The 12596-nt window shown below is 69.4% G+C and carries 12 protein-coding genes; 6 read left to right on the top strand and 6 right to left on the bottom strand.

Annotated features, from left to right (window positions below):
* Window positions 1-201: 201 nt before the first annotated feature.
* The 3 genes from V5F74_RS18925 to V5F74_RS18935 all read left to right on the top strand — a co-directional run bounded on the left by V5F74_RS18925 (window position 202) and on the right by V5F74_RS18935 (window position 3433).
* Window positions 202-1548 carry a D-alanyl-D-alanine carboxypeptidase family protein gene (locus tag V5F74_RS18925; protein ID WP_374254574.1) on the top strand — a complete coding sequence of 449 codons (1347 nt, stop codon included), beginning with the start codon at window positions 202-204 and terminating at the stop codon, window positions 1546-1548.
* A 161-nt stretch (window positions 1549-1709) separates the two neighbouring features.
* Entirely contained in the window at window positions 1710-2879 is a 1170-nt protein-coding gene (locus V5F74_RS18930) for a CobW family GTP-binding protein (protein WP_394009679.1), read from the top strand.
* Window positions 2876-3433, top strand: coding sequence for a DUF924 family protein (locus tag V5F74_RS18935; RefSeq protein WP_394009680.1), 558 nt, complete (start codon window positions 2876-2878; stop codon window positions 3431-3433). Before V5F74_RS18930 ends, V5F74_RS18935 begins: the two co-directional genes overlap by 4 nt.
* Here the strand turns inward: V5F74_RS18935 and V5F74_RS18940 are convergent.
* Window positions 3423-4646, bottom strand: coding sequence for a TIGR03862 family flavoprotein (locus V5F74_RS18940; protein WP_394009681.1), 1224 nt, complete (start codon window positions 4644-4646; stop codon window positions 3423-3425). The genes V5F74_RS18935 and V5F74_RS18940 overlap by 11 nt on opposite strands.
* A 180-nt stretch (window positions 4647-4826) precedes the next feature.
* Between V5F74_RS18940 and V5F74_RS18945 the strand changes: the two genes are divergently transcribed.
* Both V5F74_RS18945 and V5F74_RS18950 read left to right on the top strand, forming a co-directional pair.
* Complete coding sequence (locus V5F74_RS18945) at window positions 4827-6692, top strand: DNA polymerase III subunit gamma/tau (RefSeq protein ID WP_394009682.1); 1866 nt, start codon at window positions 4827-4829, stop codon at window positions 6690-6692.
* A 17-nt stretch (window positions 6693-6709) separates the two neighbouring features.
* Window positions 6710-7030, top strand: coding sequence for a YbaB/EbfC family nucleoid-associated protein (locus V5F74_RS18950; RefSeq protein ID WP_024281323.1), 321 nt, complete (start codon window positions 6710-6712; stop codon window positions 7028-7030).
* 2 nt (window positions 7031-7032) lie between these two features.
* On the opposite strand, the gene V5F74_RS18955 is transcribed toward V5F74_RS18950, so the two are convergent.
* The 5 genes from V5F74_RS18955 to V5F74_RS18975 form a co-directional block, all read right to left on the bottom strand.
* Entirely contained in the window at window positions 7033-7800 is a 768-nt protein-coding gene (locus V5F74_RS18955) for an RES family NAD+ phosphorylase (RefSeq protein WP_394009683.1), read from the bottom strand.
* Window positions 7760-8140, bottom strand: a complete 381-nt coding sequence (locus V5F74_RS18960; RefSeq protein ID WP_394009684.1) for an antitoxin Xre/MbcA/ParS toxin-binding domain-containing protein — start codon at window positions 8138-8140, stop codon at window positions 7760-7762. Before V5F74_RS18960 ends, V5F74_RS18955 begins: the two co-directional genes overlap by 41 nt.
* A 146-nt stretch (window positions 8141-8286) precedes the next feature.
* Window positions 8287-10467, bottom strand: a complete 2181-nt coding sequence (pnp, locus tag V5F74_RS18965; protein WP_029556424.1) for a polyribonucleotide nucleotidyltransferase — start codon at window positions 10465-10467, stop codon at window positions 8287-8289.
* A gap of 232 nt (window positions 10468-10699) precedes the next feature.
* Window positions 10700-10969 (bottom strand): 30S ribosomal protein S15, encoded by a 270-nt coding sequence (rpsO, locus tag V5F74_RS18970; RefSeq protein WP_024281319.1) that lies wholly within the window; start codon window positions 10967-10969, stop codon window positions 10700-10702.
* Window positions 10970-11325: 356 nt separating this feature from the next.
* A complete protein-coding gene (locus V5F74_RS18975; RefSeq protein ID WP_029556425.1) occupies window positions 11326-11763 on the bottom strand; it encodes a GlcG/HbpS family heme-binding protein in 438 nt (145 codons plus the stop codon).
* 183 nt (window positions 11764-11946) lie between these two features.
* Between V5F74_RS18975 and V5F74_RS18980 the strand changes: the two genes are divergently transcribed.
* Entirely contained in the window at window positions 11947-12459 is a 513-nt protein-coding gene (locus V5F74_RS18980) for a universal stress protein (protein WP_394009685.1), read from the top strand.
* Window positions 12460-12596: the final 137 nt, after the last annotated feature.

Consider the following 12596-nt stretch of genomic DNA (forward strand, 5'->3'; position numbering starts at 1 on the left):
TGCGTACCGTCAAGGACAAGCTGAAGTCTTCATCGTAAAGGTTTCGCGCATTCAAGGAGTGCGGCTGAATTGTGGCAGACTAGGCGAGGCTTCGACCTGTGCCGCACCGGCCGTGCGCCCCATTGCGCCTTTTCCGCGCAAGCGAAACCGGTTATGGAAGGACAGTTCCTGCGCGCGATTTCTCAACAGGGAGCGGATCGGTTGGCGCCCACGACATCACGTTTCGCCCTCCGAGCCTCGTTTGTCGGCTGCCTGCTGGCCGCTTTCGGGCTTGTGCTTGCTGCCGGTGTCCCGGCCCGCGCCAACCCGATCCTGCTGGTGGAGGCCGACACCGGCCGGGTGATCGAGCAGAAGGAGGCCGGGCGTCCCTGGCATCCCGCGTCCGTCACCAAGCTGATGACGGTCTATGTGGCGCTCAATGCCGTGCGCAACGGCCGGCTGAAGTTCGATACGCCGATCACCGTCTCGCCCGCGGCCGCGGCGCAGCAGCCCTCCAAGATGGGCTTCAAGGTCGGCACCGTCGTCACCCTCGACAATGCCTTGAAGATGGTTCTGGTGAAGTCGGCCAACGACATGGCCTGGCTGGTGGGTGAGGGCGTCGCCGGTTCCATGCCGGCCTTCGTCGCCGAGATGAACGCCACTGCCGCGCACCTCGGCATGACCGGCACCCATTTCGAGAACCCGAATGGCCTGCCGGACCCGGCGCAGGTGACCACCGCCCGCGACCTCGCCATCCTGGCGCGGGCCATCATCTATCATTTCCCCGAGCAGGAAGCGCTGTTCCGCATCCCGGCCATCAAGATCGGCAAGGTGGTGCTGCGCAACTACAACCGCCTGATCGACCGCTATCCCGGCGCGGACGGCATGAAGACCGGCTTCGTCTGCGGCTCCGGCTACAATCTCGTCGCAACCGCCACGCGCGGCAACAAGCGCCTCATCGCCGTCATCCTCGGCGCCCGCTCCGGTACCGCCCGCACCGAGCAGGCGGCGCTGATGTTCGAGAAGGGCTTCCAGTCGTCCTGGTCGGTGTTCGGTGCCGCCGCCCCGCTTCTGTCCGCGCTCCCCAACAGCGGCGGGCCGATCTATGACATGCGGGCGGAAGTGTGCGGCGGCAAGCGTGCCGTGACCGCCTCCGAGGCGGACGACGAGCCCGATCCGCAGACCAGCTCCAGCTTCTCTTTCGCGACGCCGGCTCTGCCCAAGTCCGGTGCCGAGCTGCTGCAGACCCTGCCGCCCTCCATGCCGCCGGTTCCGGTCTATGTGGGCACGCGCAATGCGGTGGAGGATTTCGCCACCGCCTACGAACCGGACCCGCCGAAGAAGCCCAAGGCCGCCGCCGGATCGAAGCCGGACAGCAAGTCGGCCGCCACCGCCGACAAGCCCAAGACGGGTGGTGAAAAGGCTTCCGGGGATGCCGCCAAGAAGCCGGCCAAGCCGCAGGGCGCCGTCGCGGCCGGCAGCAGTGCGACGCCGAAGCCCAAGCCGAAGCCGGCCCCCGCGCCCGCCAATCCCGAGGCCGCCGCTCCCGCGCCCAAACCGGCGACGTAAGTCGCCGGTTCACGCAGAAGGTTCGGCGACGTCGGTCGCCGGATCGCCCAACAGGCTCGGCGACATAAGGCACCGGTCCAAACCGTCACGGTACCCTTGACCCGGCAGACCGTCTCGTAGAGGCAGGGAGGCAATCGATCCCTCCTTCCGGGAGACACCCCATGCCGGGCTCCTCCGACGTCTTCCCTTCTGAAGGCGCATCCGCCACCGAAGCCACCGTGCCGCGCCGCGGGCCGCCTGATCCCATCGCCGTCACCGTGCTCACCGGCTTCCTCGGCGCGGGCAAGACGACGCTGCTCAACGCGCTCCTCGCCGATCCGGCGCTGGCCGACACCGCCGTCCTCATCAACGAGTTCGGCGAGGTGGGGCTGGACCATCTGTTCGTGCGGCCGGTGGAGGAGGGCATCGTGATGCTCTCGTCCGGCTGCCTGTGCTGCACCGTGCGGGGCGATCTGGTCGCCGCGCTGGAAGACCTGCTGCGCGGCCGCGACAACGATCGCCTGCCGCCTTTCTCCCGCGTCGTCATCGAGACCACCGGCCTTGCCGATCCGGCACCGGTGATCCACACGCTGATGACCCACCCCTATCTTGGCCTGCGCTACCGGCTCGATGGCATCGTCTGCGTGGTGGATGCGGTCAACGGCGACGCCACCCTCGATGCCCATGACGAGGCGGTGAAGCAGGCGGCGGTGGCCGACCGCATCGTCCTCACCAAGTCCGACCTGGTGACGGACACCGAGGCCCTTGATGCGCTGAAGACGCGGCTGCATCGCCTCGCCCCGGCGGCGAAGATCGTCGATGCGGCGGCGGGGGAGGCGACGGCGGACGCCCTGCTCGGCGCCGGCCTGTTCGATGCGAAGACGCGGATCCCGGACGTCGCCCGCTGGCTCGCTGCCGAGGATGTGGCCGCGGCGCAGGCCGAGGTCGATCCCGCCGGCCTCGATCCCAACCGCCACGACAGCCGCATCCGCGCCTTCACCCTCGCCACCGATGCCGCGATCCCGGCGGCAACTCTCGATCTCTTTCTGGAGTTGCTGCGCGGCACCCATGGCGCCAAGCTGCTGCGCATGAAGGGCATCGTGAAGCTCGCCGAGGAACCGGACACGCCGGTGGTGATTCATGCCGTGCAGCATGTGATGCATCCGCCCGCCCGCCTTCCCAGCTGGCCCGACGACGACCACAGGAGCCGCCTCGTGATGATCGTGCGCGACCTCGACCCCAAGGTGATCGCCCGCCTGTTCAACGCCTTTCTCGGCATCCCCCAGGTGGACATGCCGGACCGCGCCGCGCTCACCGACAATCCGCTGGCGCCTCCGGGGATGGCCCGATGAGCGCCCCCGTCCCCACCCCCGAGGCGGTGCTCTCCTTCTGGCAGGCCGCCGGCCGTGAGAAGTGGTTCGGCGGCGGCCCGGCCTTCGACGCGGAGGTGCGCGCCGCTTTGCTGCCGGCCCATGAGGCGGCGGCCGAAAGCGCCCTCGATGGCTGGCAGGGCACCGCGCCCGGCGCGCTGGCCCGCATCATCCTGCTGGATCAGGTGCCGCGAAATGTCTTCCGGGGCACGCCGCAGGCCTTCGCCACGGATGCCATGGCGCTGGCGGCGGCGGAGAAGGCGGTGGATCGCGGCTTCGACAAGGACCCTTCCATTCCGGATGCGCTGCGGAGCTTCTTCTATCTGCCCTTCATGCATGCCGAGGACCGGGCGGCGCAGGCGCGATGCGTGGCGCTCTATCGGGCGCTGGGGCAGGAGGACGGGCTGCGCTTCGCGCTCATCCATCAGGAGTGCATCGACCGCTTCGGCCGCTTCCCCCACCGCAACGCCATCCTCGGCCGCGAGACCACGCCGGAAGAGTCGGACTATCTGGCAAACGGCGGCTTCAGCGGCTGAGGCGCGCCCTTGCGCCTTCTCCGGCGGCCCGGCCGGTGGCGATGACCGCCTGAAGGAGGTAGCCGCCCGTGGGCGCCTCCCAATCCAGCATCTCGCCGGCGACGAACACCGGCGGGAGGTGCGGCGGCAGGCCGTTGAGCGAAAAGTCCCGGCCGATGCACTCCCAGGCGATGCCGCCGGCGGATGAGATGGCCCGCTCCAGCCCGGCATGGCCGGTGATGGTGAGCGGCAGCGCCTTGACGAGGCGGGCCAGCGTCGCCGGATCGGGCCGCGCCGGACCGGTCGCCTCGCGGATGAGCCCCACCGCCACGGGCGCCAGCCCCGCCGCCTTGCGCAGGAAGGTGGAGAGGGAGGCGCTGCCCGGCCCGCCGCCGAGTCGCTTCGCCAGCGCGGAGCCATCAAGGTCGGGCCGCAGGTCCACATGAAGCGTCACGGGTCCGTCCGCCAGCGCCCGCCGGAGCGGTGCGGAAAGGGCGTAGATGGCGCCGCCTTCGAGCCCCGCCGCGCTCACCATGGCCTCGCCCTTCACCGTCACGCCGTTGAAGGTAAGCGCGATGCGCTTCAGCGGCGTGCCCGCGAACTTCTGCCGGAAAATCTCGGACCACGGGACGAAGACGCCCATATTGGCCGGCACGAAGTCGTTCATCCTCACGCCGAGGGCGCGCAGCACCGGCACGAAGCCGGCATCCGATCCCAGCCGCGGCCAGGAGGCGCCGCCGAGGGCGAGAATGACCGCATCGGCCTTCACCGCGGCCGGACCATCCGGCGTGGCGAACAGGAGCGCGCCGCTGGTGTCGAAGCCCCGCCACTCACGCCGGGGATGGAAGGTGACGCCGTTGGCCGCCAGCCGGCCCAGCCAGGCGCGGAGCAAAGGCGAGGCCTTGAAGCTTTTCGGGAAAACGCGCCCACTGGAACCGACGAAGGTCTCTTCCCCCAGACCCGCCGCCCAGTCGCGCAGCGCCTGCGGCGGGAAAGCCGCGAGCGCGGGTGCGAGGCGCTCCGCCGCCGTGCCGTAGCGGGCGAGGAAGGCGTCCGCCGGCTCGGAATGGGTGAGGTTGAGCCCGCCGCGCCCGGCCATCAGGAATTTCCGCGCGGCGGAGGGCATGCGGTCATAGAGCGACACCCGCACTCCTGCGGCCGACAGCACCTCGGCGGCCGCGAGCCCGGCGGGACCGGCGCCGACGATGGCGATGAAGGGGGCAGGCTGGGTCACGATGGGGTCCGGCGTTTGGGGGCGATCGGGTGTAAGCACGACCGCGCGCCGGACGCCAGCTTTCTCGGCCCGTCCAAGGGCAAAGCCGTGGACGGTGGGGATTTGCCGCCCCGCCCATCGACGTGCGGGCGCGCGATGCTATGTATGGGGAGGGCCAGCGCCGGCCCTTAAGGCGGCCAGATGAGCGACGAGCAGCACACCGACGACCAGCAGGACGGACCGGGCTTCGACCTCGGCCTGCCCGAGGCTGCGCCGCCGTCGGCGCCGGCCGCCACCCCAACACCCGCCGCAGCCTCGCCCGGCGCCTATCGCGTGCTGGCGCGCAAGTACCGCCCGCAGAATTTCGCGGACCTGATCGGCCAGGAGGCCATGGTCCGCACCCTGCGCAACGCCTTCTCCTCGGGGCGCATCGCGCAGGCCTATATCCTCACCGGCGTGCGCGGCGTGGGCAAGACCACCACCGCCCGCATCCTCGCCCGCGCGCTGAACTATGAGCCGGCGGACGGCGCCGCCGGCGGCCCGAGCCTCGATCTCGCGCTGATGGGCAAGCACTGCCGCGACATCATCGAATCCCGCCATGTGGACGTGATGGAGATGGACGCCGCGTCCAACACCTCCATCAACGACATCCGTGAGATCATCGAGAGCGCGCGCTACCGCCCGGTGATGGCGCGCTACAAGGTCTACATCATCGACGAAGTGCACATGCTCTCCACGGCGGCCTTCAACGGGCTGCTGAAGACGCTGGAAGAGCCGCCCGAGCATGTGAAGTTCATCTTCGCCACCACCGAGATCCGCAAGGTGCCCGTCACCGTGCTGTCCCGCTGCCAGCGCTTCGACCTGCGCCGGGTGGAGGCGGGCACGCTGGCCGCGCACCTCTCCGGCATTTGCGCCCGCGAGGGCGTCACCATCGAGCCGGAGGCGCTCTCCATCGTCGCCCGCGCGGCCGAGGGCTCGGTACGCGACAGCCTTTCCCTGCTGGATCAGGCCATCGCCCACGGCGGCGGCACGGTGAGCGCGGATGAGGTGCGCCGCCTCCTCGGCCTCGCCGACAAGGGGCGCGTCATCGACCTGTTCGAGGCGCTGATGAAGGGCGAGATCGCCCGTGCGCTGGCGGAATTCCGCGACCAGTACGATTCCGGCGCCGACTCTGCCGTCATCCTCACCGACCTTGCGGATTTCACCCATCTCGTCACCCGCCTGAAGATCGTGCCCGACGCGGCCGACGACGCGGCGCTGGTGGAGGCCGAGCGGGTGCGCGGGTCGGAGATGGCGCAGGGCCTCTCCATGCGGGTGCTGGCCCGTGCCTGGCAGATGCTCTCGAAGGGCATCGGCGAAGTGCAGCAGGCGCCCAAGCCCGCCCAGGCGGCGGAGATGGTGCTGGTGCGCCTCGCCTATGCCGCGGACCTTCCGACCCCGGACGACGCGCTGCGGCGGCTGAAGGACCAGCCGGCGCCCGCCGCTCCGTCCCTGCCCTCCGGCGGCGGTGGTGGTGGCGGTGGCGGTCCGCGCCTCTCCCTCGCCCCCCGCCCGGTGGAAGCCCATCCCCAGCCGCGCACGGAGATCCGGACCGATGCGCGCGCGGCCATGCCCGCCGAGGGACCGCGGCTCGGCAGCCTTGCCGATGTCGCGGCGCTCGCCGCAGCCCGCCGCGACCTCGCCCTCAAGCACGGCATCGAGACGCAGCTGCGCCCCGTGCATGTGGAGGACGGGCGCCTGGAGGTGGCGCTGGTGCCCGGCGCGCCGGGCAGCCTCATTCAGGATCTCTCCCGCAAGCTCAACGAATGGACCGGCCGGCGCTGGATGGTCTCCGTCTCCTCCCAGTCCGGCGGGCCGACGCTGGCGGAGGAGAATGCGGCGGTCAAAGCCGAGCGGGAGGAGGGCATCAAGGCCCATCCTTTGGTGGCCGCCGTGCTCGCCCGCTTCCCCGGCGCCGAGGTGGTGGACGTGCGCACCCGCGAGGAGCCCCCCGCCGACGAGGGCCTCGCGCCCTCCGAGGAGGATTACCTCGCCGGCCCCGGTGCCGACGACGAGATCGAATTCTAGACAGGGATGACAGCACCATGCGCGACCTCATGGGCATGATGAAGCAGGCCAAGGAACTTCAGGACCGCATGCAGCAGATGCAGGCGGAACTGGAGACCGTCGAGGTGGACGGCGCCTCCGGCGGCGGTCTCGTCTCGGTGCGCGTCACGGCCAAGGGCGAATGCAAGGCGGTGCGCATCGACCCTTCGCTGGTGAAGCCGGACGAGGTGGAGATCCTCGAAGACCTCATCGTCGCCGCCCTGGCCGATGCCCGCGGCAAGGCCGAGCGGGTGATGCAGGAGAAGATGCAGTCCCTCACCGGCGGGCTTGCGCTGCCGCCGGGCCTGAAGCTGTTCTGATTTCAGCGCTCCCAGACCATGCCGGCAAGGCGCGGGTCGGCGGAAAACGCCTCCCGTCCGAAGGAGAGCCGCTGGCGCGGCGCCTCGCACACGGCTGAGACGCCCGTGCGGCCAATCAGCATGTGCCATGTCCGGCGCTCCACCGGAGCCGGCGCGGCGAATGCCCCGCAGGTCAGCACGGCGAGGTTCGCCCCGGCATCGGGATCGCGCACGGAGCGGTAGCGGATGATCTCCACCGCCGCCGCCCGTGCCGCATCGGCGAGGTGCTGGCAGGGCGCGTAGTCGATGGGGTGGGTCCAGGCCGCGCTCTCTCTGCTCAGCGGCGCCCTGGTGAGATCGAGGTGGCGGTCCGTCCGCACCTCGGCGGCGAAGGCGGTGTACTGGCCGGCGCTTTGCGGCCAGGGGGTGCCCGGCGATTCCGCGAAGAACAGCAGGCGGTAGAAGGCCAGCTCCGCCAGCGCCGTCTCAGGTCGCTCCGCCGCGTAATAGACGCCGGCCGTTCGCCCCGCACGGCGGAAGCGCGAGCCGTGGGGGTAGGGCGGCTCGTAGCGGAAGGGCGTGAACAGCAGGTAGTCGAGATGCCGGCACTCCGGCGGCAGGGGCGGCTTGGTGGCCTCGATGAGGTCTTCCAGAACCTTCTGCTCGTCGGTGTCGTCCACCAGCTTGAGCGTGGACGTGAGGTGCTGTGCCTCCACCAGCCGCCAGCAGCGCCCGGCATAGGGCCGCGCCTCAGACGACAGCGCGTCGGGCGTCCAGATAGGCGATGACATCCATCAATCCCGGAATGGTCCTGATCTTCTCGATGGGGGCGGCGTCCAGCGCGGTGTTGGGGCTGGCGAGCCACGCGCGGGCGATGCGCTCGTCCCCGCCGGCGATGGCGTCCAGCGAGCGGAACAGGCGGACGAACAGGATGGCCAGCTCGAACGGCTTGGTGCCGGTCTCCAGCGCGAATTCGCCCTTCTTCATGCGAGTCAGCGAGGCGGGGCTGAGGCCGATGACGGCGGCGAGTGTCGCGCCCGTGACGCCCAACCGGTCGGCGGCGCGCAGCAGCGCCTTGGTCAGCACGGCGCCCTGGCTGAGGGGGACGTCGGCGAGAGGGGCAGCGCGCATGGGGGCTCCCGGTGTATTCATATGGAAAGAATAGCACGGGACAATTTCTATAGAAATATCTTCGCGCTTGGGGACGGCCGTGCGGCTCCGAAAAGAAAAGGGCGGCCTCGCGGCCGCCCCTCTCGATTCAACGCTTATGCGGAGGATCACTCCGCCGCGCCGGCCTCGCCTTCGGAGGCGGTGCGGCCGGCTTCGCGCTCGGCCTTGGCCTTGGCTTCGAGGTCCTCGCCGGTGGTCTGGTCGACCACCTTCATGGACAGGCGGGTCTTGCCGCGCTCGTCGAAGCCCATGAGCTTCACCTTCACCTTGTCGCCTTCCTTGACGACGTCGGAGGGCTTGGCGACGCGCTCGTTGGCCATCTGCGACACGTGGACGAGGCCGTCCTTGGAGCCGAAGAAGTTCACGAAGGCGCCGAAGTCCACCACCTTCACGACGGTGCCCTCATAGATCTGGCCCACTTCCGGCTCGGAAGCGATGGACTTGATCCAGTTGATGGCGGCCTTGATCGAGTCGCCGTTGGCGGACGCGATCTTGATGGTGCCGTCGTCCTCGATGTTGATCTTGGCGCCGGTCTTCTCGACGATCTCGCGGATCACCTTGCCGCCGGAACCGATCACTTCGCGGATCTTGTCCACGGCGATCTTCATCACCTCGATGCGCGGGGCGTGCTCGCCGAGTTCCGCGCGGGCGGTGGTGAGGGCCTTCGCCATCTCGCCGAGGATGTGGACGCGGCCGTCCTTCGCCTGGGTGAGGGCGACCTTCATGATCTCCTCGGTGATGCCGGCGATCTTGATGTCCATCTGCAGCGAGGTCACGCCCTGCTCCGTGCCGGCCACCTTGAAGTCCATGTCGCCGAGGTGATCCTCGTCGCCGAGGATGTCGGAGAGCACCGCGAACTTCTGATCCTCGAGGATCAGGCCCATGGCGATGCCCGCCACCGGACGACGCAGCGGCACGCCGGCATCCATCAGCGCCAGCGAGGTGCCGCAGACGGTGGCCATGGAGGACGAGCCGTTGGACTCGAGGATCTCCGACACCACGCGCAGGGTGTAGGGGAACTCGTGCTTGGCCGGCAGCATGGGATGGATGGCGCGCCAGGCGAGCTTGCCGTGGCCGATCTCGCGGCGGCCGGGCGAACCCATGCGGCCGGTCTCGCCCACGGAGAAGGGCGGGAAGTTGTAGTGCAGCAGGAAGTGCTCCTTGTAGGTGCCTTCCAGGCTGTCGATGAACTGCTCGTCCTCGCCGGTGCCGAGGGTGGCGACCACGAGGGCCTGCGTCTCGCCGCGGGTGAACAAAGCGGAGCCGTGGGCGCGCGGCAGGATGCCGACCTCGGAGACGATCGGGCGCACGGTGCGCACGTCGCGGCCGTCGATGCGGATGCCGTCGTCGAGGATGTTCCAGCGCACGATCTTGGCTTCGAGCGCCTTGAACACCTCGGAGACCACCTGCGGGTTCGGCACGGACGTGCCGCCGATGGCGAGCTCCTCGTAATACTTCTTCACCTTGGACTTGGCAGCGCCGACGGCGGCGTAGCGTTCCTGCTTCTGCTTGATCTTGTAGGCGGTGCGCAGATCGTGCTCAGCGATCTCCTTCACCTTGGCCTCGATCTCCGAGACGTCGAGCGGCGCGAAGGTGCGGGGCTCCTTGGCGGCCTTCTCGGCGAGCTTGATGATGGCCTCGATCACCGGCTGGAAGTGGCGGTGGCCGAACATCACGGCGCCGAGCATGATCTCCTCGGGCAGCTCTTTCGCTTCCGATTCCACCATCAGCACCGCGTCGCCCGTGCCGGCGACCACGAGGTCGAGGGAGCTTTCCTTCACCTCGTCCACGGTGGGGTTGAGCACGTATTCATTGTCGATGAAGCCGACGCGGGCGGCGCCCACCGGACCCATGAAGGGAATGCCGGAGAGGGTCAGCGCGGCGGAGGCGGCGACCAGGGCGACCACATCCGGATCGTTCTCGAGGTCATGCGCCAGAACGGTGACGACCACCTGGGTGTCGCACTTGTAGCCCTCGGGGAAGAGGGGGCGGATCGGGCGGTCGATGAGGCGGGAGACCAGCGTCTCCTTCTCGGACGGACGACCCTCGCGCTTGAAGTAGCCGCCGGGGATGCGGCCGGCCGCGTAGGTCTTTTCCTGGTAGTTCACGGTCAGCGGGAAGAAGTCCTGGCCCGGCTTCGGCTCCTTGGCCGAAACGACGGTGGCGAGAACCTTGGTGTCGCCGTAGGTGGCCAGCACGGAGCCGTCGGCCTGGCGGGCCATCTTGCCCGTCTCGAGGGTGAGGGTGGTTCCGCCCCAGTCCAGCTCTTCGCGGTGGATGTCGAACATGTCTTGCTCTTTCAGTTCAGGCGCGAACGAAAAAAGCCATGAGCAAGACGGCCGGACGCGCCGCGCGAAGCCAAACCCTCATACGGGGGCTCCGACGGTTGCGTCCGGCGATCCTGCCATGGCTTCTTCCATTCACGGACCCGCAGCAGGCCCCATGCCCGCTGCGTATATGCGCCCCCGTGGCGGGGGCGCGCGGCGCCAGCCTGTCGCCGGCCGGCGCCGGAAACCGGCGTCAGCGGCGGATGCCCAGACGCCCGATGAGGGACTTGTAGCGGCCCTCGTCCTTCTTCTTCAGATAGTCGAGGAGGCTGCGCCGCTGCGAGACGAGCTTGAGCAGCCCGCGACGCGAGTGGTTGTCCTTGTTGTGGGACTTGAAGTGCTCGGTGAGGTTGGTGATGCGCTCGGTGAGGATCGCCACCTGCACCTCGGGCGAACCCGTGTCGCCGTCCTTGGCACCAAAGTCCTTGATGAGCGCCTGCTTGCGCTCCGCCGTGATCGACATCGGTCAATCCTTTCAACAGAGAGTGGGAAGGAGCCGGAAGCCCTGGCGCCACGTTCCTCCAGAAGTCCCTTCAGGAGGTAGCGGCGGGCTCTCGGTCTCCGCTCGGCCGGGCCGGGATGTCGTCCAGCACGGTCGAGGCTGCGCGAAACGCAGGGCCGGTCCAGCGACCGCCCGTTGCCGTTTCCGTATGGCTATCAGCATATTATGCTGCCAACAGAAAACGCGGCGCCCCGAGGGGCACCGTCCGCGCGGCGGACTATAGCCAAATTTCCGCGCCCGGCCAGCGGAATGTTTCGCCGCCTCCGGGCGCCGGTCGGTCGGCCTCGTCAGTCTGCGCCCTGGTCGGGCGAGGTCGCTCAGTCCGCTCCCTGGTCGGGCACGTGGCCGGCGGCGGTGATGCCGGCGATGGCGCAGGCCTCGTCATTGTCGGAGGTATCGCCGGAGATGCCGACCACGCCGATCACCTTGCCATCCCCGGAGCGGATCAGCACGCCGCCCGGCACCGGGATCAGCGAGCCGCCGATGGCGGACGTGGCGGCGGCGATGAAGAAGGGCTGGTCCTTCGCCCGCTTGAACAGCGCGCGAGAGCCCATGCCAAGCGCCAGCGCGCCCTTGGCCTTGCCGAGGGCGATGTCCATGCGGTTGAGGCTGGTGCCGTCCTCGGAGCCGGCCGCCTTGAGCGCGCCGCGCGCGTCCAGAACGCAGACGGCGAGCGGGTTCATGCCGCCGGCCCGGGCATGGGCGAGCGCGGTCGTGACGATGGTCTGGGCCTGTTCGAGCTTGAGTTCCGACACGCCTTGGTCCTTTCCCCTTCGGACGCCGGGCGGCGTCGCGATTGCCTCTGACGCCTCCCTCTAGCCCATGCGGGGCCCGATGCGAACCGGGTGGGGAGGGGCGGAAAATCCTCTCCCCCGCGCCCCCGCCGCCGTGCCACCATGGGCGGCCCCGCCCCAGAGATCCGATCCGGGAGAGCCGTCATGATCCCCACGCGGACCGTAGCCCCGCGCCAGAGCCGCGAGCCCGGGCATCGTCGCAAGTTCCTGGTGGTGGTGGACGATACCCCGGAATGCGACCGCGCCGTCTATTACGCCGCCCGTCGTGCCGCCGGCACCGAGGGCGGGGTGGTGATGCTGGGCGTTCTGGAACTTGAGGGTGTCAGCCAGCAATGGCTCGGCGTCGCCGACCTGATGCGGGCCGAGGCCCATGAGGAGATGGAGGCGCGGCTCGCAAAATATGTCGCGCGGGCGCGGCAGGTGGCCGGCGTCGCCCCGGAGACCGTGATCCGCGAGGGCGCTCTGGCGGAGGCCATCGGTTCCGTGATCCAGGAGGACCGCGATATCGCCATTCTGGTGCTTGCCGCAGGGACCGGAAAGGAGGGGCCGGGGCCGCTGGTGGCCTCGCTCGCCGCCGGCCATGCGGCGCGGTTTCCCATCCCCGTCACCATCGTGCCGGGGGCGCTGACCGATCAGGAGCTGGACGGATTGGCCTGAGAGCGTAAACCGCCGGGACGGATCGCTCCGTCCCGGCGGTCGCGCGGCCCGGCGAGAAACGCAAGGACTTGATCCTCGCTCGGGACGGCGGTTCGAATGTCTGGTTGATCCGGCAGCTTTGGCGGATCGGGCGCGGC

It is taken from the genome of Xanthobacter aminoxidans, assembly GCF_043193615.1.
In the GTDB taxonomy this organism is placed as follows: Bacteria; Pseudomonadota; Alphaproteobacteria; order Rhizobiales; family Xanthobacteraceae; genus Xanthobacter; species Xanthobacter aminoxidans.

Coding starts and splice junctions, on each gene's coding strand:
- V5F74_RS18935 (WP_394009680.1), top strand. CDS start 2,876: ATGAGCGCCCCCGTCCCCACCCCCGAGGCGGTGCTCTCCTTCTGGCAG.
- V5F74_RS18960 (WP_394009684.1), bottom strand. CDS start 8,140: ATGCGCGCTGCCCCTCTCGCCGACGTCCCCCTCAGCCAGGGCGCCGTG.
- V5F74_RS18945 (WP_394009682.1), top strand. CDS start 4,827: ATGAGCGACGAGCAGCACACCGACGACCAGCAGGACGGACCGGGCTTC.
- V5F74_RS18950 (WP_024281323.1), top strand. CDS start 6,710: ATGCGCGACCTCATGGGCATGATGAAGCAGGCCAAGGAACTTCAGGAC.
- V5F74_RS18980 (WP_394009685.1), top strand. CDS start 11,947: ATGATCCCCACGCGGACCGTAGCCCCGCGCCAGAGCCGCGAGCCCGGG.
- V5F74_RS18930 (WP_394009679.1), top strand. CDS start 1,710: ATGCCGGGCTCCTCCGACGTCTTCCCTTCTGAAGGCGCATCCGCCACC.
- V5F74_RS18955 (WP_394009683.1), bottom strand. CDS start 7,800: ATGTCATCGCCTATCTGGACGCCCGACGCGCTGTCGTCTGAGGCGCGG.
- pnp (WP_029556424.1), bottom strand. CDS start 10,467: ATGTTCGACATCCACCGCGAAGAGCTGGACTGGGGCGGAACCACCCTC.
- rpsO (WP_024281319.1), bottom strand. CDS start 10,969: ATGTCGATCACGGCGGAGCGCAAGCAGGCGCTCATCAAGGACTTTGGT.